This is a genomic window from Bacillus sp. X1(2014), assembly GCF_007678255.1.
In genome coordinates this window covers 1-21778 of record NZ_VEED01000012.1, presented here as the reverse complement: position 1 = coordinate 21778, position 21778 = coordinate 1, and the positions used below count along the sequence as shown (strand labels likewise).

The following is a 21778-nucleotide window of genomic DNA, read 5'->3' as shown; positions in this document are numbered from 1 at the left end:
TTGATGAATCAGGATAAGGAACGGTTAATCCAATGGGTTGAGGAACACCAAGTAGAAATGATCGATTTATTAAAAAAGATCGTGCAAGTTCCTTCGGATAATCCTGCAGGCGACTGTTATCCAATTGCGGCCTTCTTATATCATCAGCTTCAAGAACTTGGATTTGAGGATGTTTCCCTTTTAGATGTGGAGGAAGAGGCAGTGAAGGCGGCTGGAATGATCAGTCTGGCCAATGTCCTAAGCCGCACTAAGTTTGGAAATGGAGTGGGAACAAATATAGCCCTAAATGCACATGGTGATGTCGTGCCGCCAGGGTTAGGCTGGAGTGTTGACCCATATGGAGGGGAAATCATTAACGGTAGGATGTATGGACGTGGCGTGGCTGTCTCCAAATCAGATATTGCTGCCTACTCATACGCAGTTTTAGCTTTGAAACAGGCAAAAATCAGTCAGCAGTTGCAAGGGGAAGTCGACCTGGCCTTTACTTTTGATGAAGAGACAGGCGGAGAATTAGGACCGAAAAGGCTGCTGGATCAAGGTGAGATTAAACCTGATCAGGCGATTGCTGCTGGCTTTACCTATTCAGCGGTTAATGCCCATAATGGATGTTTACATTTTGAAGTGAAAATCGTGGGAAAGTCTGCCCATGCGGCTTTGCCTCATACAGGAATTGATGCGCTAGAGGCGACGACTGAGATTCTGAATCGGTTATATGAATACAGAAAGACTCTCGCTGCGAAAAAATCTACTGTGCCTGGAATTGATCATCCAACCTTAGTTGTCGGTCTCATTTCGGGAGGAATTAACACCAATGTTGTGCCTGATGAATGCACGATCAGAGTGGATCGGAGATTAATTCCTGGTGAAGATGGGGCACAAGCGGAGGAGGAATTTAGAAGTGTAGTGGAAGAAGCCGTTAAGACGATCGCGGGAATAAAAATAGAGATTCGCAAAATTCTCCATGCGGAAAGTTTCGGACCTGTTCCGGAAGATTCCCCATTGATTTCAGCTCTGTCTTCGAATTGGCAGTCTATTATGAAGGGCAAGGGTGAATTAGCTATTAACGGCGTACCCATTTATGCAGATGCCCGTCATTTCTATGAAAAAGGGATCCCAACGATCATGTTTGGTGTTGGACCTAAATTGCTAGAAGAGGCCAACGGGCACCGGGCCGATGAACATATCCGCATCGAAGATTTGATTGATGCCACTAAGATTATTGCCTGTACACTTTATGATTTACTGGGGGAAGGTAAGGGATGAAATTAACTCAGCGGGAACAGGAAAAATTAATGATTGTCGTTGCGGCAGATTTGGCCAGGCGCCGCAAAGACCGAGGCTTAAAATTAAACTATCCTGAGGCGATTGCCTTGATCACCTACGAAATTATCGAAGGTGCAAGAGATGGAAAATCGGTGGCAGAACTGATGAGTGAAGGGGCCAAAATATTATCAAGTGAGGATGTGATGGAAGGGATCGCGGAGATGATTCACGATATTCAGGTAGAGGCAACCTTTCCAGATGGAACGAAGCTTGTCACTGTACATGAACCGATTCGATAGATTTAGAGCGGTTTGGTTGGGGGCTTTAAGCTAATTTTAGAAGAAAAATAGGGGGATTTTACAAAATAGAAAGTTAATTTTACAAAAAACAAATTTATTTAACGAATGAGAAGTTCGATTTTACAAAAAATGAAGTTATTTTACGAAATAGAGAGTTAATTTCACAGTGAATGTAAAATAACTTCCAATTAGGGAGGGAGAGAAAGAGAATTGATACCAGGAGAATATCGATTAAAACTAGAGCCGATTATCTGTAACGAGGGGAGAACGGCTGTTAGGGTCATGGTGCTCAATCAAGGCGACAGGCCGATTCAAGTCGGCTCCCATTTTCATTTTTATGAAGTAAATAGCGCGCTAAAATTTGACCGGGACCAAGCTTTTGGAAAGCATCTAAATATCCCTGCTGGAACGGCCGTCCGCTTTGAACCTGGCGATGCGAAAGAAATAGATCTCGTTCCCTTCGCCGGTCAGCGTGAAGTCTATGGACTAAATAATAAAACGGATGGCCCATTGGACCAAGGAGGAAAGAACCCATTATGAGCTTTCGAATGTCGAGAAAACAATATGCAGACATGTTTGGTCCTACAACAGGCGATGCCATTCGGCTTGCGGACACCGATTTATTTATCGAAATAGAAAAGGATTTTACTGTTTATGGGGATGAAGTGAAATTTGGAGGTGGAAAGGTAATCCGTGACGGGATGGGGCAGCATCCGCTTGTGACACGAGCACAGGGAGCACTGGATACCGTCATTACCAACGCCATTATTTTGGATTATAGCGGGATCTATAAGGCTGATATTGGGATTCGTGAAGGCAGAATCACTGGAATTGGAAAAAGTGGCAACCCTCTCTTAATGGAAGGCGTAGATCTCATTATCGGGGCTTCGACTGAAGTCATTGCCGGTGAAGGAATGATTGTAACCGCTGGCGGGATTGATGCCCATATCCATTTTATTAGTCCACAGCAAATCGAAACAGCCCTGTCATCAGGGATTACCACCATGATTGGCGGCGGCACCGGTCCGGCAACGGGAACAAATGCAACCACTTGTACGCCGGGGGAATGGAATATTCACCGCATGTTGGAAGCGGCTGAAGAATTCCCTATGAATCTAGGATTCTTAGGAAAGGGTAATTCGTCTGCTGAGGAACCGTTAATTGAACAGATCAATGCCGGTGTGATTGGTCTTAAATTGCATGAAGATTGGGGGACGACTGCCTCTGCCATTGACCACTGCCTCAAGGTTGCGGACAAGTATGATATCCAAGTTGCCATTCATACTGATACCTTAAATGAAGGCGGGTTTGTCGAGGATACTTTGGCAGCGATTAATGGCCGGATCATCCATACGTACCATACGGAAGGGGCAGGCGGAGGTCATGCTCCTGATATTATTAAGGTCGCAAGTTTCCCGTATATCCTCCCGTCATCCACCAATCCAACACGACCCTACACCAAAAATACCTTAGATGAGCATTTAGATATGCTGATGGTTTGTCATCACTTGGACCCCGACGTGCCTGAGGATATTGCCTTTGCTGATTCGCGCATCAGAAAAGAAACAATTGCAGCGGAAGACATTCTCCACGATTTGGGCGTATTCAGTATGATTAGTTCCGATTCGCAGGCGATGGGCCGAGTAGGCGAAGTGATCACTCGTACCTGGCAAACAGCTGATAAAATGCGGAAACAGCGCGGCAAGCTGCCGGAAGACCAGGGGACTTGCGACAACTTCCGTGCTAAGCGATACATTGCCAAATATACAATTAATCCAGCGATAACGCATGGGATTGCGGAGGAGGTTGGGTCGGTGGAGGTGGGGAAATTGGCAGATCTCGTCATTTGGGATCCGGCATTTTTTGGCGTTAAACCAGAGATCGTCATCAAAGGTGGAATGATTGCACATAGTTTGATGGGAGATCCAAATGCCTCAATTCCCACTCCGCAGCCTGTTCTGTATCGGCCCATGTTTGCTTCCTTCGGTAAAGCCAAGTACACCACATCGGTTACTTTCATGTCAAAAGCAGCGATTGAACTTGGGGTTCCCGAAAAGCTGGGACTAAAAAAACAAATCAAACCTGTACAGGGAATCCGCCAGCTATCAAAAAAGGATATGAAGCTCAATGCTGAGATGCCATCCATTGAAGTTGATCCACAAACCTACGAGGTTATCGTGGATGGCGAACTAATGACCTGTGAACCAGCAGAGGTATTACCAATGGCACAGCGCTATTTCTTATTTTAGGAGTGAGAGAATGATTATTGAAAAAGTCATTGGCAATGTGGAAGAAATCTCAACTACTGGACGTCACATAGAAAGAGTGTATCTAGCTAGTGATGACTTAGTGAAGCGAATCCAACGGGTGACAACGGACCACGGAAACGAGGTTGGGATCCGCTTAAAGGAACCAAAAGACTTAATTGATGGCGATATATTATTCATGGATGACAGAAATATGATTGTCATCAGTGTCACCAGTGACGACTTGATCGTGATTCAGCCGACAAGTTTAAAGCAAATGGGGGAAATTGCTCATCAATTGGGCAACCGCCACTTACCAGCGCAATTTGAAGGTGAGGTTATGCTCGTCCAATATGATTATCTTGTTCAGGAACTGCTCGACCAATTGGGTGTTCCATACTCAAGAGAAGAGAGAAAGGTAAAAAGGGCTTTCCGCCATATCGGACACTCGCATGGATAATCAACTTTTGGCTTTACTGCAAATTGGCGATTCGAATTTTCCTTCAGGTGCTTTTTCCCATTCATTTGGATTGGAAACTTACATTCAGGAAGAAACCGTCTATAGTAAGGGATCCTTTTTTGAATGGCTTCGCATTTACTTGGAAAAACAATTGGCCTATACGGATGGACTTGCCTGCCGCATAGCCTATGAAACCTTACTTAATAATGATACGGAAGAGCTCTGGGTACTCGATCGAAAACTGTTCATACAAAATATCCCCAAAGAAACACGGGAAGCAAACCGACGGATTGGGGAACGATTGATTCGAATGGGAATTGATATATATTCTATTCCATTATTAGAAGTGTATCTTAGTAAAATTCGTGCCAAGGAGGCGTTTGGCCACCCTGGAATTGCTTTTTCAATCATCTGTCACTACTTAGGTATTGAGAAAAGACAGGGGATCTTGACTTTCCTTTATTCAAGTATGGTGACTCTTATTCAGAATGGTGTGCGCGGAATACCACTTGGGCAGACGGCCGGTCAGCGTATCCTATTAGAACTGCACCCTTTTTTACTGAAGATAACAGAAGAAATTGAACTTATGGATGTGGATGATTTTGGAGTTGTCGCTCCTGGCCTTGAAATTGCACAAATGCGCCACGAAAGACTACATACCCGATTATTTATGTCCTAAATAACCATGAAAGAAGGGGAAACAATGGAACCAGTACGTATAGGAGTTGGAGGACCAGTTGGAGCAGGGAAGACTCTGCTTGTTGAACGATTAACCAGGTACCTCCATGAGGAATATAAAATGGCGGTTGTAACCAATGACATCTACACAAAGGAAGATGCACAGTTTTTAATAAAAAACAGTGTGCTCCCGGGGGATCGGATTATTGGTGTAGAGACCGGTGGTTGCCCGCATACAGCAATTCGGGAAGATGCGTCGATGAATTTTGCTGCAATTGATGAGCTAAAGGAGAAACATCCGGACCTCGCGCTTATTTTTGTTGAAAGCGGCGGTGATAACCTAGCTGCCACATTTAGTCCTGAACTTGTTGACTTTTCCATTTATATTATTGATGTGGCCCAAGGGGAAAAAATTCCCCGTAAAGGCGGGCAAGGAATGATTAAATCTGATCTATTTATCATCAATAAGATTGATTTAGCACCGTATGTTGGCGCAAGTCTAGAGGTCATGGAGGCAGATACACAGGCAGCTCGAGGCAAGAAGCCTTATATTTTTACGAACTTAAAAGAGGATGTCGGTGTAAACGAAGTTATTGATTGGCTTAAGTCAAATGCACTGCTGGTTGGGTTAGAGTAGGTGGTAAACTGGACAGGATACTTGAGACTAACAGGTTCCAGGAAAGGGAAGAAAACAATTTTAAAAGATTCCTATTCTGAGGGTGCGTTTAAAATCACTAGACCAGTTTATCTGACAACAAGTGGTGAGGCCTGTTTTTATATAATGAATCCTGGCGGCGGTTATGTGGATGGGGATTCATATAAAATTGATATTTGTTTGGAAGAAGACGCCCATGCGATTATCACGACGCAATCATCTACTAAAATATATAAGACGACAATCAAGCCTGCCATTCAAGAGCAGACAATCTATTTAAAAAGCGGCAGTGTTTTAGAATATCTGCCTGACCCAATTATCGCTTACCAGTATAGTTGCTATAAACAACGTACTGTAGTTCGAATGGAGAGTGGGTCCTCCCTTATTTGTTCAGAAATATTTACTCCAGGCTGGGCGCCTGATGGCACATTATTTCAATATGGCTTATTACAATCCAAAATGGAAGTATACCGAGATGAGAGATTAATATTATTTGATCATGTAAAACTTCAACCAGATGGGGATATCAAGGGGATTGGTTTTATGGAGGGGTTTACCCATTTTGGGACGATGATTGTTATTGATGATCGGGTAAACCAGCTTTTATTAGAAGAACTCCATAACTATTTCGAATCGGTTTCTGAAGCACGAATTGGTCTCACGATGATCGCAGTACCAGGGTTTGCCCTCAGGGTTCTTGCAAATACAACGCAGGAGTTAGAAAAAATCCTCTCTTTTTGTCATGAATGCATTCGTAATAAATTGATGGAAAAGGAGGCCGTGTTTCTAAGAAAATATTAAAATTTGTTTCGGGCTCGCCAGTTGGTGAGTTTTTTTTATCATTATGGTCAATAATTGTTAGTGGATGTTAACATGAATTATACTAGATATATCTTTAATATTAAGCTCTTTGGAGGAGGTACATATGGAAAAACTTTTTGTCGATAAAACGATTGAAATCAATGCTCCAGCGTCAAAGGTCTGGGATGTGATTACGGTTGAGGAGTACAATAAGCATTGGGCAACGGAATTCTCAAGCGGCGGACCACAGTTTCATCTTGACTCTACATGGGAATTAGGCAGTCCTGTCCTTTGGAAAGGGGAAGATGGGACCGTTATCGTCGAAGGAAATGTGACGGCTCTTAAGGAAAATAAACTCCTCCGCTTTACCGTATTTGATGTCCGCAGTGAGGAAAAGGCACTTGTTACCGAAGAGGACGGGATCACCTTTCAACTGACTGAGGAAAATGGAAAGACCAATTTACATATCTTGCAAGGAGATTTTTCAGTGATGCCGGAAGGAAAAAAATACCGTGATTTAAGTGCGAATATATGGGACAAAGTGCTGCCAAGTATTAAAAAGATGGCGGAATCAAACTAACTACTAAATTAAATTTTTTTCGGGCTAGGTATTTACCAACCTAGCTCCTTTTGTTGTGATAAAATTTTTAATAAAAGACTGTGTTAAAGGTTAATATTGATATTGGCACTCTGTTGATTGGAGAGGAAGGCACGAAGACTCCTGCGGGAGTACGGGGCAGGGGAGACCCCACAGGAGCAAAGCGACGAGGAGGCTCCCCGGCACGCCCGCGAACCGCTCGTGCCTGGAACGGAAATCAACAGACCAGTTTAACACAGCCTAATAAAAAGGAGTGTATGTTGAATGAATATCATTGACCTACATTGTGATGCCCTGATGAAACTTCAAGAAACGCAAGGGAAACTAGGTTTTGCGGATGCTCCGGAATTACATACAAATAAAACACGATTACAGCAAGGCCAAATCAAAGTTCAATGCTTTGCGATATTTATTGAACCTGAAATCAAGGGTGATCAGAAATTTCAAGTGGCTCTCGAGCAAATTGATTATTTTTACAAGGAAGTCCTTGGGAAAAATCCGGACATGGTCCATATCAAAGAATGGTCTGATTTTGATCGCTTAAAAATTGGCCAAATTGGCGCGATGTTAACACTTGAAGGTGTGGATCCAATTGGCAACGATTTAGCGAAGCTCCATATTCTTTATCAACTCGGGGTTCGATCCGTTGGTTTGACATGGAATCAAGCAAATCTCGCTGCAGATGGTGCCGGTGAACCGCGCGGGGCGGGGCTGACATTGTTCGGAAAAGAGATTGTCGAGTTTAATAACGATCATCAAATCCTGACTGATGTTTCCCATTTGAGCGACAAGGGGATCTGGGAAGTCATTGAATTAGCCAAGTATCCGATTGCAAGTCACTCGAACGCTCGAGCACTTTGTAATCATTTACGAAATTTAACAGATGAACAGGCGCAGGCGATGTTTGCTAAGGGCGGCCTCATTCATGTGGTCTACCATCCACCTTTTGTAAAAGAATCGGGCGAAGTAACGATTTCAGACCTGGTGAAACATATTGATCACTTTTGCTCATTGGGCGGCGTCAAACAAATCGGGTTCGGCTCGGATTTTGATGGAATCACAACTTTTATTAGTAATTTAGAGGATGCATCTAAGAGCCAAAATCTTATCAATGAACTTTTAAAATATTACTCGGAAGAAGTTGTCCGAGGTTTTGCTTATCAAAACTTTCTTGACCATCGGCCAGGGATTTTCCGATGAAGGTTAGAGAAAAAGGAATCATTGTTGGAAACCTGCCGCTGGGAAGGAAAAACTGTATCACCGATGTGGCGGATGTAATGGTCGGACATGTCACACTTGACTACCCGCTTAATCAGTCAGTTGAGGAATATGCCTGTACAGGTGTAACGGCGATCCTTCCTCATAAAGGCAATTTATTTAAAGAAAAAGTAACCGCGGCGAGTTATGTTCTTAACGGATTTGGAAAAACAACAGGTCTTGTGCAGTTAAATGAATTAGGTGTGCTTGAATCGCCCATCATGTTAACAAATACCTTCGCGGTCCCAGCTGTCACGCAGGGAGTGCTGGAATACATGCTCGAAGAAAACCAGGAAATTGGCGAAACGACCGGCACGCTTAATGTAGTCGTTGGGGAATGTAATGATAGTTACTTGAATTCAATCCGTCTATTTCCTGTAAAACCTGAGCATGCAGTTGAAGCAATCAAAAATGCATCGGCACGTCAGGCTGTAGAAGGGGCGGTTGGAGCAGGAAAAGGCATGGTTTGCTTTGGTTATAAGGGCGGGATTGGTTCATCCTCACGAATCGTTGAAGAGTATACGGTCGGATGTTTAGTTCTTAGCAATTTTGGAAAAAAAGAAGAATTACGAGCATTTCGGTATTCACAGGCGGGAGGCTTGTCTGACACATCCGATGGTTCGATTATCATTGTTTTGGCAACAGATGCACCATTAAGTGACCGTCAATTACAGCGCTTGGCGAAACGGTGCGGCATTGGCCTTGGGCGAACCGGCAGTCATTTTAGTCATGGCAGCGGTGATATTGTTATTGCTTTTTCAACGTCCTACAAAATGGCACACTTTTCGGAAGAAAAGATTGAAACTCGCATCCAGCTTCGCGAGGATCATCCAATCATGAATCAGCTTTTTACGGCCGCAGCAGAAGCAGCCGAGGAAGCCATCTTAAATTCATTAGCACAAGCGGAAACAACAAAGGGAAGAGCCGGAAGGGTTGTCCATCAAATTGAATTTCATAAAGAGGAGTAATCAAATTGTACCTTACTATAAAAGAGACGGCAGAATATTTATCAGTGCCTGAGGCAACCGTTAAAAGCCTTATTCAGCAAAAGAAAATCCGCGCCCTATTTGATGGGGAAGCATACCTAATCTACAAAGAACAATTCAACACCCACCTAAAACAAATGGAAAAATACAAACAACTTATCGAAGAAATCCTAAACGAACCCATCCCAGAAAGCATCGACGTGAAGGATGAGGACTAATATTGGTGCCTGACACCATTCGTGGACAAAACTATGAATTTGTCTATATAAGGTGGACGCTGGGATCAAATGGTGCCTGACACCAATTGGAGGTGAAGTATGGATCATATATTTTTGAAAAGGGTCTATGAGCCTTTTGAGGAAGTGGATGGATTTAGGATTTTGATTGACCGACTCTGGCCGAGGGGGATTTCTAAGGATGCGGCGAAGCTGTCATATTGGTTTAAAGATTTAGCTCCGAGCAATGAGTTACGGAAATGGTTTTGTCACAAACCTGAGCTTTTTGAAGAATTCCGGAGCAGATACCTTGAGGAACTTCGTTCAGATGAACAAAAGCGGGAATATATCCGGCAAATCTTTGAAATGACAGCACAGGGCACTGTCACGCTCCTATATGGAGCAAAGGACCCGGTCTATAATCACGCTCGGGTATTGATGGAGGAACTGGGAAGATTAGTTGAGATGGATAGATGAAAAAGGAGGGACCTCGATGCTTATGATGCCCGTTGAAGCTGGAAAATTGGTTCAACGGTAACCATAGGGCTGGTATGATGCCTGTGAAGGTTAAAAAAATGGGTCAATGGTAACCATTAGACTCGAATGATGCCCGAGAAGGCAAAAAAATTGATTCAACGGTAACCATAGGCCTTGAATGATGCGCGTGATGTCTTAAAAAACATCCCAACGGTAACCATAGACCGAAGATTATCCCTTCACCCCAAAATTAACCTTAATGGGGCATCATCCCACCACATCAATCCCTCCGAAAACGCCCCATTACTTCCATTGTTTGCATGATATTGACAAACGCCTTCGCATCCACCTGTCTAATCGTATGTTTTGTTTCATTTAATTCGAATTTGGTAATCACTGTGGTTAACACCTTTTTGGGCTTATGAGTGTAAGCCCCTTCTGCATCTGTTACTGTCACGCCGCGAGCATGCAAATGAATTAGTGCATCCGTCAGCTCTTCATATTTATCCGTCACAATCGTTAACGTTAATTTGTTTTGATTTGTGTAAACCATATCAACGGCCCGGCCCGACACATAAATAGCGATAATCGTATACAGTGTGATACCCCATCCAAAAATCAATCCGGAAATCCCCACGACTAAAAGGTTCATGCAAATATTTAAAAAGCCCACCTGTAAGTTCTTTTTTTTCGCAAGAGTTAGACTAACAATATCCGTTCCTCCCGTAGAACCACCAATCCGAATGATCAGTCCAACGGCTATTCCATAAAGTGCCCCCCCAATGATGCAAGAAAGAAGGATATCGTCGCTAATAGGATGAATTGGAATAAATTTCATACTCATTGATAACACAAAGACAGCATACCCTGTCAGCAAAATGAATTTTTTTCCTAAGTACTTTAATCCTAAGAAAAATAGGGGAATATTGATCAGCAAGATAATCCATCCAGTATTGATATTTAAAAAGTGGTGAATAAAAAAAGCGATGCCTGTCACACCACCTGAGGTCAATTGATGGGGAATAAGAAAAGTGTTAAAGGCAAATCCAAAAAGAATCGAGCAAAGTCCAATGACAATCAATTGAAAAATTAATCGTACCAACTTAGAACACCTCTATCTTAGTATGGTGCATTATTAGTTCTATATTGTCCTAACCATTAAAGTTTATTTCAAAAACAAAAAACGCCATCCATCGAGGGCGTTTTAAAAGTCTTCAACATTAATTAAATGACGTATAGGAACACGGTTAAAAAGTGTGCCAGACTTCCTAGCAAAATGAAAATATGAAAAATTTCATGGAAGCCCATGTATTTTGATTGCAAGAATTTAGGTTTAGCACCGTAGATTACCCCGCCAATGGTATAAAAAATTCCCCCGAGGATGAGCAAAAATAATCCATTGGGGTTTAAGCTTCCAGTAAGCGGTGAGAATACAAACACAATCATCCAGCCCATCGCTAAATACAAAGCGGTAGAAATCCAGCGCGGGCAATTAAACCAGACCATTTTAAAAACAACCCCGCTTATTGCAATACCCGCAATAATGGAAAATAGAATCGCCCCTATTTTTCCGTTCAAGCTAATAAAACAAAAAGGAGTATACGTACCAGCAATTAAAATGAAAATCATCGAATGATCGAGCCGGCGTAAAAAGGCAATGACTTTATCGCGGGCAATTACCATGTGATAAGTGGCAGATGCTGAGTAAAGCAGAATCATACTAACTCCGAAAATAATGACCGCAGTAATGGCAGTCGGTGAATTGGTTGTCGCAGCAGCTTTAATAACCATCGCAAGGAGCCCGGCAAAGGCTAATATTGCACCAGCTAAATGAGTCAGTCCATTAATAGGTTCGCGAATGTAAGTGTTCATTTGTAATGCCTCCTATTACAACATGTAGTTTTAATAACTACTTATAATAATACTTATATACTCACATCTAGTCAATGGATATCTGTTTAGGTATAATAAAAAATATAAAGCAAATGAACGAGGTTTTTAAATTGGAAAATATCAATCAAATTATTGAACAGCTCGGCCTTGAATCAAGTTTAACCTTAGAGGAAATACCACAGATCGATTTATACATGGACCAGGTGATCCAATTATTTGAAAATAAATTCACCGAAACGAAGCGGAATGAGGACGTCAAGGTCCTTACCAAAACGATGATCAACAATTACGCGAAAGGAAAACTCATTTTTCCAATCCATAATAAGAAATATTCAAAGGAGCATCTCATCCTGATGAGTCTGATATACCAACTAAAAGGGGCACTTTCGATCAATGATATTAAAGCTACCCTTGCTGGGATTAATCAAAAAATTATCAATGAAGAGATAGAACTCGATTCTTTTTATACCAGTTATCTGAATTTAACCCGCCAAAATGTTGAAGATTTTAAAGGAGACATTGAGGAAAGGGTAATGGAGGTTAAAAAAGAAATAATGGAGGTTGATCAAGGAAATTCGCAGGATCTTGAGCAGGTATTAATGATCTCTTCACTCGTTCATATGAGTAATTTATATCGCAAGGTCGCCGAAAAACTGGTCGATGAAATGACTATTGAAAAAGGAGAAAAGCGTCACAAATAGTTGTGGACGCTTTTTGTATTTTCAATTGTAACATCTTCGATTCCTGATCCGACATTGATTACTTTAGGTGCAGAATTTTGGCTCATTACATTAAAAATTTGTATAGTTTCGGCGTGATTCTCTCCGCCGAATACTTTAATATCGGTCCCCGCTTTTTTAAAATCCTTGAACGATATATTCTTTAATATTACGTTCCTGGCCCGGAACTGAACAGCGATTACAGGGTGACCTTTGTAGTCATAATTGGGATCACCAATCAAAGTAAAATGATTGATTACGACATTTTGATAAGCGGAGACCACCATTCCGCGAGGTGTTGAGTCCTTATATAACTCAGTAAAAACTGGTGCGAACGTGATAAGATTTGTAGCACAAATATTGTAGGCTGTTAGCGATTCAGCCTCCGTACTTTTGTGATGTCCGATATGCCGGAAATTAAACGAGCGGTTATCATTGACGGAAATATGCCCAATAATATGGACATTGGAAGCTGCTGAAGAATTTTCGTGAGCTTTAATTTCTACCCCGCCAAAGCATTTAGAGGAAGAATTATTAACTAGCACCACATTCCTCGAACCATCATCGACCTCAAACCCATTAGAATTAGAAAATCCCTTCTTGTGGGCCCGGCCACTCGGATCACACATGTGGCAGCGTGAGATGAAGATATAATCACTGTGATGAGTGGTTATACCATCGTCGCCAAAGCCATAGCCGTTTAAGTTATCGAGCCAGACATACTTGCTTCCCCCGCGGGCGCGAAAACCGTCGCCAGCATAATTGTACAAAGTCGATGAAATATCATAGCAATGCAGGCCTGGATTTATCGCTTCAACGTCCTTAACCCAACCATAGGTAACATTTGCATACGTTAAACAGCTTGAGTGGTTCCCCCAAGTACTTGTTTTAGCCACATCGCCAAGCCTTTCCACATTCCAGTCCAAACTTAGTGCTCCGACGAAAAGATGGTTGTTACCCTTCCAATGATTTGAGTTTGTGATCAGCCTAGTGCCTTTTTTTGCTGAATCATGAAGTTTAATGGTCGTCACGCCTTTTCCTGCCCCGACAAGCATAGTATAGGAGGGGAGTTGGATTCCTTTTGTGATAAAGACGCCAGCCGGTACAATTACCTTCACTTTTCCGTTGCCAACCGCTTTTTTAAATGCAAGGGTATTATCCGTTTTTCCATCCCCGATTGCCCCAAAATCAACAACATTGACCTCTTGAACCACATTATTTTTTAAATTAATGAACTCATTGTCCAACAAATCTTTCCAATCTGGTACAACGTCTCCAGCCTTATCTACTTTAACCCTTCCACGAGAATCGGTAGTTGTATAGGTGAATAAAAGGCGAAAAAAGAATGCTGCCATTTTTTGCGAAAGAGTTCCTATAGAATGATTTCCACTCTTTCCGCGATGAGAGGTTTTACTCACTCGGATTTGATTAAAAAGTTGTTCGGTTTCTTGAATAGCCTTTGTTAAATCAAATTGGTTGTTAATTTCGGCAAGGATTGCGGCGTTCCTTCTTGGATCATGGTTTTTCTCTAAATAAAGCAATCATTTCACACCCCAAAAGGACATTATGTGGTTCTCTTGCCATTTGAATTTCCCAAATGGATGTAAATTGGTTTTACAAACAGAGGAGCACTATACATTAACATCGTTAATCCTTCTTGAATCAACGCTTAGCTTAATATCCCTTACTGTTTTATTTCATATTATCTTCGTATTATAAATTTACCTTAAACAAAAATTGAATTAATCAATTCTATAAGTAAAAACTATTTATTAAAGGAGGATAATCAATGAAATATAAAGCAGAGAAAACTATTGAAATTTCATCCTGGATAATTGTGTCATTATTATTAATAAAATTTACACCAAAAAATAAAATTCGTGAAACACTAGTTGTATTTTTATTTAAACAAGCACTAACATGGATTTTTGGATTACTAGTGGTAGAAAAAAACTTAATTTCCTATCCATATCGCTTATTTTTCAAAAAAGCAAATAAAGCTTCTTTTTCATTTGAATACTTTATATATCCTGGACTGTGCGCTTTATTTAGTTTGTACTATCCAAAAAATAAATCTAACCTTTTAAAACCCCTGCATTGCTTTATTAGTACTTCTGTAATAGTCATCTTTGAAATAGTTGCAGTGAAATATACAAAATTAATTAAATATAAAAAATGGACTTGGTATTGGAGTTTTATAACAATTTGGATAACTGATTACTTAACACAAGCTTTTCACAACTGGTTTTTTAAAACTAAATTTCATGAATAAAAAGGGGCAGTTAGACTTCCCCTTGTATTTAGTTAAATGCAATATATCAGTCAAGTGCTATAAAAGATAGGACTGGATTTTTAACTCTCTTTGTCCACTCCGAGTTACTTTACTAAAAAAAGCTGTCAGAGTTGGCAGCCCTAATTATTTAGCTTACCCTTTAATTTATCTAATTTCTTTATATTACCGTTAAAATTGGGAAAAACAATACATCATAAATGATGTTAGTTTTAAAAATTCTAGGAAAAGGACGAACCGGGTATGCAACCCTTTTTTAGCAACAACATAAGTATCAATTAGGGTTGCTAAAACACCTTTAGAGAAATAAACAACTAGATTTTCCCTCATTTTTGATCCCCTGAATAGGAATGGAAAAGCAGCAAGACATAATACAATAAGACTGTTCAACAACTTTTTTCCATTTTTTTCTTTCGACACGATTAGTGATACTTAATACAATTACCCAAAACTATTTATCAAGAGCCTTTTCCTTGTTCAACGAAGGAGTAGGTTAGTACAATAAATATTTCACTATTTTTGAGGGAGTTAGGTTACGAAAAAATTTTAAAGCATTAAAGCTAATATACAGCCCAATATAATTAAAATAGTTATATCAATATCAAATACTCCTAAATTAGTCAGGTATTGTGTTAGACGTAAACGGATGACCAGAACGGTATTCTCACAAGCGATGGGGACAAGAACTGCATCTATATTGAGGAAAAACAGTTGATAGAAGCACGTATTTTTATTGGATAACTCTGTTTATTAATATTTAGAAATGAGATGCCATCACTGTACTTTTCATCACATTTTTTATGTTAAGCAGGACATTCTAAGGTTACGTTGGTGTAATATTAAATTTTATTTCCACTCTAAAAAACTAATTAAGTTTTTAATGAATAATAATTAGTGTGAGTCTTTTTTACAATTGAGATAATCACACTATACGAAACTTGGTAAGGAGCTTGAATTATGTGGCTAACTCAAAAGAAGTATTACTATGGAGTATTGCTCTTCCTGGCTTTGGTCAATTTTTAAATGGCAAACTAATAAAAGGTATTGTTTTTGTATTTTTAGAATTCCTTATAAATGTAAATGCAAATTTTAATGTTGTTATAATTTCTAGTTTTCATGGAGAAATCGAAAAAGCCATTGCTCAAACTGATTACTTATGGCTAATGTTTTACCCTTGTTTATACTTTTTTGCTATGTGGGATGCTTATAAAGATGCTGGTGGAGGAAATAGAAAATATTCTTATTTACCATTCGTTTTTTGTGCTTTCTTTGTAACAGTGGGGTGTATATATTCATCAACTTTCAAGATATTCGGATTTTTATTTGGCCCAATATGGTTACCAATTTTGTGCGTGATACCAGGAATTTGGATAGGCCTTTTACTAATGAAAATCATTAAAAAAACTATAGAGAAACCTGAGTGCCAGTGAATTTAATTAGTATTCTTTTAACAAACTCTAAATTATATAAATTACAATTATTAATAAAGTTTGAGATTGAGGCTAAATGTATTAATTAGAAATATACCCTGAATAATTACCAATATTTTTGTTATTCTAATAAGAGAAAATAAATAATGAAGGAGCCTTTTGTATGAACGTAAATGAGTTCGGCTTTCTTTGGTATCTACAATCAAGTTCGAATATGGTTAATATTTTTTTAAAAAATCTTATTGACACTGCTGAGGATAAAGATTTGAGAAGTGTCTTAGATGAAATCAATTCATTATCTACATTTCAAGAAAAAGAGGCTACAAAGTTATTAAATGACAGCGGTTATAATGAAACGCCATTTTTCAGTGAAGTTGATTTATATAACTCCTCAGTAAAGCTTTTTACCGATCAATTAATTATTGAAATTCTTAAGCATATTACCGGAAATGGGATGCGGATTCTCGCTTCTCAATATGCAGAACTAGCGGATATAAATGTAAAGAAATTCTTTAGTGAACTCCTCACTAAAATGATTCAAATTGATGAATCTCTTTTAGTTTTATTAAAAGAAAAGAACTTGTTACAAAACAGTCCATTTTTATACATGAAAGCACATGAAAGAGAGGGTAAACTGTTTAAGGTTATATCTACTCAATTGAGGCCACTTAATGCGGTAGAATTAGGACATATGTCCAGTGCACTTCAATGCAATAATGTTGGTGTTGCTCTATGCACTGTTTTTGCTGATTTGGTAAAAGATGAAGAGTCAAAGGAATTAATTAATGATGGCAAGAAATTAGCATTTCATCAAGCTGCTACTTTATCCGATATTTTCAGGGAAAACGGAGTTAGTACTACAACTGGACTAGAGAGCTTCGTTCATAGGGTCCATGAATCACCATTTTCAGATAAGTTAACAACGAATCTAATAATGTTTTTAAATCCTATTGGAATAATAAATTTACAAAACGCTGCTGTATCTAGTTATAAGAAGAATCATGTCAAAATACTAAGTGAATTAATTGAACAAGTCCAAAGTTTTTCAGAAAAAGGGTTTAAACTATTGGTTAAAAAAGGTTGGTTTAATGAACCACCAGTAACTAGTAGGTCAATTAAATAATTATAAAACAGAGGAATTTTGTGGAAAAATCAACCGATTCTATAGAGCAAAATTATAAATTTTTCCAAGATAAACTTACATATTGTCAGGATATAGAATAAGTGGTTATAAGGGGGCCAAGAGAGGGATTTGTTGCAAAAAATTATTGATCGCATTGATAGTATTAAATTATAAAATACTCATGACTCAGGTACGATTGAACGTTTATTAGAAAATCATCCACTTTATCTGTTCCCACAAATAATCACAACCGAAAGGCCTGTTAAGCTTACATCTGACATATCAGAGGGGATAGCATTATTATTGCCATTATAACGACTTAAAAATTGAATGAACCTTTTATTCCTATATCTAAAAAAAGAACAAGCCTAGAAGCCTGTTCTTTTTGCCTAACAAATGTATTTTTCAATTAATTATGCTGTTAATTGCAGTATCTATTATTCATTTATATCTAATCCGGATAAATTTAAAGAAAGTTCATCTAATACTAAAAATACACAACCAAAAACGGTTCTGTAATCGATATAGTCCCCTTTAACTTCAACATTTATCTCAATAATATTCCTTTTATTATGTATGTATTTTTCTTCAAATTGATTAAAATTAATACTTGTAACAGATACACTAATTTCCTCTAAGGATTTTTTTAGCTCTCTTTCAAATATTGAATTATTAAAGTTTTCCCTGAAGAAAATACGGATAGTAAATTTCATTTCAAATCCTCCTTCTACTTAGGATTTGCCAAATCTTCCTTACTTAACCTTTTTTCGAATAACTAAGTTTATATATTTCTTACCCTCCTTTTTGTTTCGTAGCCTGTGTTAACGGTACCGCTCTTCTTTAAATGGATTTGCTGTCATCGAATAGCCAAGCTCTTCCCAAAAACCAGCCTTGTCTACTTTCATAAACTCAATCCCTGAAACCCACTTTGAGCCTTTCCATAGATAAAATATTTCTGGTGGAATAAACCTTAGTGGATAACCATGTTTTTGATCAATATCATGCCAATCATGATTTTTATCCTTCCAACGGTATACAAACAAAGAATCGTCCCCTAATAAAGGCTCTAGCGGCAGGTTTGCAGAATAACCAAATCTGTCCCCATTGTAGTAACCGTAAATTTTAATGTATTTTACATCTTCATTAATTTCAACAAATTTCAATAACTCTCTAAGTGCAATTCCTTCAAAAGTTGTATCAAATTTAGACCAGGTGGTAACACAATGCATGTTAACGCTTGATATGGTCTTCGGAAGCTCCATGATTTCTTTATAGGATAAGGACTTTTCTTCCTTCACCTCACCAAAAAGTCTGAAATTCCATGTGATTTCATTAAACTCGGGAACATCCCCTTTGTACAGTATTGGCCATTTTTCTGTTTCGAATTGGCCAGGTGGAAGCTGCTTTTTCATCTTACACCATCCCTTTTTCATCTTAAACGTTAATTAAATCACAGTGCTTTGTATAGTATGCTTCAAAATAATGAAAGCATACTGTAGTAAAATCCAATATTAGAGGCTTACCTAAAATTTGGAACCAGTTTATTCCCATAAATTTCTTATTCCATTATCCCCGTTAGTGCAGCAAACATAACTTTATAAATGTTGGAATCATCAAACAGTTTCCTCGGAAGTTTAGATTCTGTATAAAGCATTTTCTAAAGGGCCAAGGTATTGGTCCTTTTTTTCATATAATCAGTGTTGGCATTCCGAATATTTTGTGAACAGAAAGGATGTAGTTAGGGATATAGAACGGAATGGTTTAGGATAATAGTAGGATAATTTTTTAAATTAGAAGGGAGGAAATCCACCATGAGGAATCAAAGGTTCATAAGGTTACTTGTCTTCTTTATTACCATTTTCTCAACTGCTGCTGCAATGTACACCATCTTTTCAAATCAAGGACCCGGTCAGTATCAATATGAATCCATCTTTGGAGAAAAAGTTTCACTTTATGGGAAGGGCCTATACCAACATGACTCCGTATCGATGGCTTCTCAGGCAATTGCTCAAGATTATGTGACATTATTTATGGGCGTTCCGTTACTATTGTTTTCTCTTTATTTGTCTGGAAAAGGACTGTTAAAAGGGCATTTGCTCCTGACTGGAACGGTAGGCTATTTTTTATATACCTACGCTTCCTATTCATTTCTATCTATGTATAACTCCCTGTTCCTTATCTACGTACTCCTTATGTCTGCCAGTTTTTTTGCTTTTACGTTGGCCATGATGTCATATGAGATTTCGAAATTACCTTTATTTTTCACAGAAAAACTCCCTGTCAAATTAGTTGGAGGTTTCTTACTATTTGCTTCGTTTGTATTTGGAATGATGTGGCTGGGGAAGATTGTCTACTCTCTAATGAACCATACTCCCCCAAAAGGAATCGAACATTATACCACTCTTGTTATTCAGGCATTGGACCTGGGATTTGTTGTTCCAATAGGGATTATTGCAGGGATCCTTCTAATGAAACGTAAGCCGTTTGGATACCTTCTAGGCCCCGTTATCATTATCAAAGACATTACCTTGCTAACCGCACTCACTGCAATGGTCCTTCTTCAAATTCAGGCCGGGGTAGAAATAAGTCCAGCCGTTGTCGCACTTGTACTGATTTTAAATTTCCTTGTCGTCTTTCTGCTAGTATTAATCTTAAAAAATGTAAAAGAGGTGTCAGGCACCACACCCCATGTAAGTCTTAATTGACTTTCTTACTCATATAATTGAGAAAATGTAGATGAGGGGGATGGATGGGATGGGGGGAAAAGGGTATTTTCTCGTAGTTTTTTTATTATTCCTAGTCATGTTTTCCTCACTTCAAACAGGGGATGTTACTCCATACAAGCAGTATTATAGATGGTACACAGAAGAAATTGCCATACCCATTGATCAGGCATTAAAAGATTCCAATGACACCTCTACAGTTAAACAATATCTTCAAACAAGAAACGTATTCCTACATGCCTATGAATTCGCAATTGACTATCAATTACCAGATAAGAATTTAGATAAAACACACAAACAATTATTAGGATATTTGGAATGGCGTATAAAATATGTGGAAGGTTTTATTCAGTACTTGCAGACTAAGAGCAGAGATACAAAGGCATTAGTTAATAATTATAATGATGAGGGCAATATCCATTATTCGTTATTTATTAGTTATTTTGATGAGTATGCAAAAGACCATAATCAAACCTTCCTAACTCCTAATGTTATATATTGAAAAACCTTGCCAGTTTAGGATGGGAAAGGGCATTTGTTCAGTTGAGGAAATTTCGAAACTTTCCTAAGCAAGGATAATTTATTTAAAAAGAAAAATACTAACAAATGTTCGGAGGTGGAAGATATGGAACAGAAAGATTTTGAAAAAATTTATGAAGAGTACAAGCAGGCAAGTCAGCAGCAAGCCCATATGGAAGCTGGTCAGAGTAATCCTGATGGCAAGGAAGAGTTCGTGTCCGTTAGGAAAAACGATGATGGAGATATTATCGCGTTTAAAACAAGCACAGGCCGCGAGTTGGATTATATTACGGCGTTAAATGAAGCAAAAGCTGGAATGATTGCTCATGTGGATGTTTTCCATAAATATGGACGAGACATTATTCGCAGTGAACCAGACGGCATCAAAGAAAATAATCTTGATCAACTGCCTGAGTTTTAATGGAAAAACTAAGTAGCGTATAAAGGAGTATTACCATGCATTGGTATGAAAAGTTGAATCAATATTTTCCTGTTGAAGAAATGAAATCAAGGGCTCACATGGAAACCTTACTGAAAGAACGTTCAAACATCTATCATAAAGATGAAGGACCAAACCATGTTTTGATGTATGTGGAATTAGACAATTTTGTGTTTATTGATTATCTATTTGTCTCAAAAAATGCACGTGGCCAGGGACTTGGACATAAACTTTTGGAAAAGTTAAAACGAAAAGGAAAGCCTATTATCCTTGAAGTAGAACCAGTCAACTATGAGGATAGCGATACCGAAAAAAGGCTTCATTTTTATAAACGTGAAAAATTTAAGCATGCCGTTTCTATCGGTTACGAGAGAAAATCATTAGCGACAAACGAGGTTAATAGGATGGAAATCCTCTACTGGGCTCCTAATGAAGAATCAGAAGAAATGATTTTTGAATCCATGAGAAAAACATATGATATGATTCACACCTATAAAGATCATCATTTTTATGGTGAATCATACGAGCCGGTTGAAGAGGTCTTGACCTTTAACCAAGAATCTGAGAATAGAAATATTTTAAACGAGCTGTGACAACCAATAAAAAATGAGCCTGGGATTACAGGCTCATTCAGATTGTCGACAAAAGGGGTTCGGAATGTTTACTTTCCGAACCCCTTTTGACTTTTTCACTGTTTTTCCACCTAT

At 38.9% G+C, this 21778-nt stretch carries 27 protein-coding genes; 22 read left to right on the top strand and 5 right to left on the bottom strand.

From position 1 onward, the window contains the following. Nucleotides 1–3 precede the first annotated feature (3 nt). The 14 genes from FS608_RS19860 (at nt 4) to FS608_RS19795 (ending at nt 9935) form a co-directional block, all read left to right on the top strand. Nucleotides 4–1263 carry an ArgE/DapE family deacylase gene (locus FS608_RS19860; RefSeq protein ID WP_144554263.1) on the top strand — a complete coding sequence of 420 codons (1260 nt, stop codon included), beginning with the start codon at nt 4–6 and terminating at the stop codon, nt 1261–1263. After that, nucleotides 1260–1562, top strand: a complete 303-nt coding sequence (locus FS608_RS19855) for an urease subunit gamma (RefSeq protein ID WP_026564564.1) — start codon at nt 1260–1262, stop codon at nt 1560–1562. The genes FS608_RS19860 and FS608_RS19855 overlap by 4 nt, the downstream gene beginning before the upstream one ends. 210 nt (nt 1563–1772) lie before the next feature. Beyond that, nucleotides 1773–2102 (top strand): urease subunit beta, encoded by a 330-nt coding sequence (locus tag FS608_RS19850; RefSeq protein WP_144554260.1) that lies wholly within the window; start codon nt 1773–1775, stop codon nt 2100–2102. Further along, nucleotides 2099–3811 carry an urease subunit alpha gene (ureC, locus tag FS608_RS19845; RefSeq protein WP_144554258.1) on the top strand — a complete coding sequence of 571 codons (1713 nt, stop codon included), beginning with the start codon at nt 2099–2101 and terminating at the stop codon, nt 3809–3811. Before FS608_RS19850 ends, ureC begins: the two co-directional genes overlap by 4 nt. Before the next feature lie 10 nt (nt 3812–3821). After that, a complete protein-coding gene (ureE, locus tag FS608_RS19840) occupies nt 3822–4268 on the top strand; it encodes an urease accessory protein UreE (protein WP_144554256.1) in 447 nt (148 codons plus the stop codon). After that, on the top strand, nt 4261–4947 hold the full coding sequence (locus tag FS608_RS19835) for an urease accessory protein UreF (protein ID WP_144554253.1): 687 nt from the start codon (nt 4261–4263) through the stop codon (nt 4945–4947). Before ureE ends, FS608_RS19835 begins: the two co-directional genes overlap by 8 nt. Nucleotides 4948–4971: 24 nt before the next feature. Further along, nucleotides 4972–5583: an urease accessory protein UreG gene (gene ureG, locus FS608_RS19830; protein WP_144554251.1), complete on the top strand. Its 612-nt coding sequence runs from the start codon at nt 4972–4974 to the stop codon at nt 5581–5583. Then, a complete protein-coding gene (locus FS608_RS19825; protein ID WP_144554249.1) occupies nt 5584–6402 on the top strand; it encodes an urease accessory protein UreD in 819 nt (272 codons plus the stop codon). A 124-nt stretch (nt 6403–6526) separates the two neighbouring features. Further along, nucleotides 6527–6982: an SRPBCC family protein gene (locus FS608_RS19820; protein ID WP_144554248.1), complete on the top strand. Its 456-nt coding sequence runs from the start codon at nt 6527–6529 to the stop codon at nt 6980–6982. Between the two features lie 80 nt (nt 6983–7062). Further along, the gene (locus FS608_RS19815) at nt 7063–7278 is read left to right on the top strand and encodes a hypothetical protein (protein WP_144554247.1); all 216 of its coding nucleotides are present in this window, start codon (nt 7063–7065) and stop codon (nt 7276–7278) included. Then, complete coding sequence (locus tag FS608_RS19810; RefSeq protein WP_144554246.1) at nt 7265–8200, top strand: dipeptidase; 936 nt, start codon at nt 7265–7267, stop codon at nt 8198–8200. The genes FS608_RS19815 and FS608_RS19810 overlap by 14 nt, the downstream gene beginning before the upstream one ends. Then, complete coding sequence (locus tag FS608_RS19805; RefSeq protein ID WP_144554245.1) at nt 8197–9225, top strand: DmpA family aminopeptidase; 1029 nt, start codon at nt 8197–8199, stop codon at nt 9223–9225. The genes FS608_RS19810 and FS608_RS19805 overlap by 4 nt, the downstream gene beginning before the upstream one ends. A 5-nt stretch (nt 9226–9230) precedes the next feature. After that, a complete protein-coding gene (locus FS608_RS19800; protein WP_144554244.1) occupies nt 9231–9461 on the top strand; it encodes an excisionase family DNA-binding protein in 231 nt (76 codons plus the stop codon). 99 nt (nt 9462–9560) lie between these two features. Continuing rightward, nucleotides 9561–9935 carry a DUF488 domain-containing protein gene (locus tag FS608_RS19795; RefSeq protein WP_144554243.1) on the top strand — a complete coding sequence of 125 codons (375 nt, stop codon included), beginning with the start codon at nt 9561–9563 and terminating at the stop codon, nt 9933–9935. 280 nt (nt 9936–10215) lie between these two features. Here FS608_RS19795 and FS608_RS19790 read toward each other — a convergent pair whose 3' ends face one another. Both FS608_RS19790 and trhA read right to left on the bottom strand, forming a co-directional pair. Beyond that, a complete protein-coding gene (locus tag FS608_RS19790; RefSeq protein ID WP_144554242.1) occupies nt 10216–11037 on the bottom strand; it encodes a YitT family protein in 822 nt (273 codons plus the stop codon). A gap of 122 nt (nt 11038–11159) precedes the next feature. Further along, entirely contained in the window at nt 11160–11807 is a 648-nt protein-coding gene (gene trhA, locus FS608_RS19785) for a PAQR family membrane homeostasis protein TrhA (RefSeq protein WP_144554241.1), read from the bottom strand. A 131-nt stretch (nt 11808–11938) separates the two neighbouring features. On the opposite strand from trhA, the gene FS608_RS19780 reads away from it, so the two are divergent. After that, complete coding sequence (locus tag FS608_RS19780) at nt 11939–12529, top strand: DUF1836 domain-containing protein (protein ID WP_144554434.1); 591 nt, start codon at nt 11939–11941, stop codon at nt 12527–12529. Here FS608_RS19780 and FS608_RS19775 read toward each other — a convergent pair. Further along, nucleotides 12520–14088 (bottom strand): glycosyl hydrolase family 28-related protein, encoded by a 1569-nt coding sequence (locus tag FS608_RS19775; protein WP_144554240.1) that lies wholly within the window; start codon nt 14086–14088, stop codon nt 12520–12522. The genes FS608_RS19780 and FS608_RS19775 overlap by 10 nt on opposite strands. A gap of 248 nt (nt 14089–14336) precedes the next feature. Here FS608_RS19775 and FS608_RS19770 point away from each other — a divergent pair, with 248 nt between their 5' ends. From FS608_RS19770 to FS608_RS19755, 3 genes are all read left to right on the top strand, one after another. Further along, a complete protein-coding gene (locus tag FS608_RS19770; protein ID WP_144554239.1) occupies nt 14337–14819 on the top strand; it encodes a CBO0543 family protein in 483 nt (160 codons plus the stop codon). A 977-nt stretch (nt 14820–15796) separates the two neighbouring features. Then, nucleotides 15797–16267: a hypothetical protein gene (locus FS608_RS19760; protein ID WP_144554238.1), complete on the top strand. Its 471-nt coding sequence runs from the start codon at nt 15797–15799 to the stop codon at nt 16265–16267. A 163-nt stretch (nt 16268–16430) separates the two neighbouring features. After that, nucleotides 16431–17390, top strand: coding sequence for a DUF3231 family protein (locus FS608_RS19755; protein ID WP_144554237.1), 960 nt, complete (start codon nt 16431–16433; stop codon nt 17388–17390). A 437-nt stretch (nt 17391–17827) separates the two neighbouring features. Here the strand turns inward: FS608_RS19755 and FS608_RS19745 are convergent, their stop codons facing one another. Next, on the bottom strand, nt 17828–18103 hold the full coding sequence (locus tag FS608_RS19745) for a hypothetical protein (protein WP_098935020.1): 276 nt from the start codon (nt 18101–18103) through the stop codon (nt 17828–17830). A gap of 108 nt (nt 18104–18211) precedes the next feature. After that, on the bottom strand, nt 18212–18802 hold the full coding sequence (locus FS608_RS19740) for a molybdopterin-dependent oxidoreductase (RefSeq protein ID WP_144554236.1): 591 nt from the start codon (nt 18800–18802) through the stop codon (nt 18212–18214). Between the two features lie 399 nt (nt 18803–19201). Here FS608_RS19740 and FS608_RS19735 point away from each other — a divergent pair, with 399 nt between their 5' ends. The 4 genes from FS608_RS19735 to FS608_RS19720 all read left to right on the top strand — a co-directional run bounded on the left by FS608_RS19735 (nt 19202) and on the right by FS608_RS19720 (nt 21664). Then, nucleotides 19202–20095 (top strand): hypothetical protein, encoded by an 894-nt coding sequence (locus FS608_RS19735; RefSeq protein ID WP_144554235.1) that lies wholly within the window; start codon nt 19202–19204, stop codon nt 20093–20095. A 49-nt stretch (nt 20096–20144) separates the two neighbouring features. After that, nucleotides 20145–20615, top strand: a complete 471-nt coding sequence (locus FS608_RS19730) for a hypothetical protein (RefSeq protein ID WP_144554234.1) — start codon at nt 20145–20147, stop codon at nt 20613–20615. 189 nt (nt 20616–20804) lie between these two features. After that, complete coding sequence (locus FS608_RS19725; RefSeq protein WP_373561738.1) at nt 20805–21053, top strand: DUF3892 domain-containing protein; 249 nt, start codon at nt 20805–20807, stop codon at nt 21051–21053. Between the two features lie 35 nt (nt 21054–21088). Continuing rightward, nucleotides 21089–21664 (top strand): GNAT family N-acetyltransferase, encoded by a 576-nt coding sequence (locus FS608_RS19720; RefSeq protein ID WP_144554232.1) that lies wholly within the window; start codon nt 21089–21091, stop codon nt 21662–21664. Nucleotides 21665–21778 lie beyond the last annotated feature (114 nt).

Coding starts and splice junctions, on each gene's coding strand:
- FS608_RS19770 (WP_144554239.1), top strand. CDS start 14,337: ATGAAATATAAAGCAGAGAAAACTATTGAAATTTCATCCTGGATAATT.
- FS608_RS19735 (WP_144554235.1), top strand. CDS start 19,202: ATGAGGAATCAAAGGTTCATAAGGTTACTTGTCTTCTTTATTACCATT.
- FS608_RS19755 (WP_144554237.1), top strand. CDS start 16,431: ATGAACGTAAATGAGTTCGGCTTTCTTTGGTATCTACAATCAAGTTCG.
- FS608_RS19795 (WP_144554243.1), top strand. CDS start 9,561: ATGGATCATATATTTTTGAAAAGGGTCTATGAGCCTTTTGAGGAAGTG.
- FS608_RS19860 (WP_144554263.1), top strand. CDS start 4: ATGAATCAGGATAAGGAACGGTTAATCCAATGGGTTGAGGAACACCAA.
- FS608_RS19730 (WP_144554234.1), top strand. CDS start 20,145: ATGGGGGGAAAAGGGTATTTTCTCGTAGTTTTTTTATTATTCCTAGTC.
- FS608_RS19805 (WP_144554245.1), top strand. CDS start 8,197: ATGAAGGTTAGAGAAAAAGGAATCATTGTTGGAAACCTGCCGCTGGGA.
- FS608_RS19855 (WP_026564564.1), top strand. CDS start 1,260: ATGAAATTAACTCAGCGGGAACAGGAAAAATTAATGATTGTCGTTGCG.
- FS608_RS19835 (WP_144554253.1), top strand. CDS start 4,261: ATGGATAATCAACTTTTGGCTTTACTGCAAATTGGCGATTCGAATTTT.
- FS608_RS19810 (WP_144554246.1), top strand. CDS start 7,265: ATGAATATCATTGACCTACATTGTGATGCCCTGATGAAACTTCAAGAA.
- FS608_RS19745 (WP_098935020.1), bottom strand. CDS start 18,103: ATGAAATTTACTATCCGTATTTTCTTCAGGGAAAACTTTAATAATTCA.
- ureE (WP_144554256.1), top strand. CDS start 3,822: ATGATTATTGAAAAAGTCATTGGCAATGTGGAAGAAATCTCAACTACT.
- ureC (WP_144554258.1), top strand. CDS start 2,099: ATGAGCTTTCGAATGTCGAGAAAACAATATGCAGACATGTTTGGTCCT.
- FS608_RS19740 (WP_144554236.1), bottom strand. CDS start 18,802: ATGAAAAAGCAGCTTCCACCTGGCCAATTCGAAACAGAAAAATGGCCA.
- trhA (WP_144554241.1), bottom strand. CDS start 11,807: ATGAACACTTACATTCGCGAACCTATTAATGGACTGACTCATTTAGCT.
- FS608_RS19725 (WP_373561738.1), top strand. CDS start 20,805: ATGGAAGCTGGTCAGAGTAATCCTGATGGCAAGGAAGAGTTCGTGTCC.
- ureG (WP_144554251.1), top strand. CDS start 4,972: ATGGAACCAGTACGTATAGGAGTTGGAGGACCAGTTGGAGCAGGGAAG.
- FS608_RS19820 (WP_144554248.1), top strand. CDS start 6,527: ATGGAAAAACTTTTTGTCGATAAAACGATTGAAATCAATGCTCCAGCG.
- FS608_RS19720 (WP_144554232.1), top strand. CDS start 21,089: ATGCATTGGTATGAAAAGTTGAATCAATATTTTCCTGTTGAAGAAATG.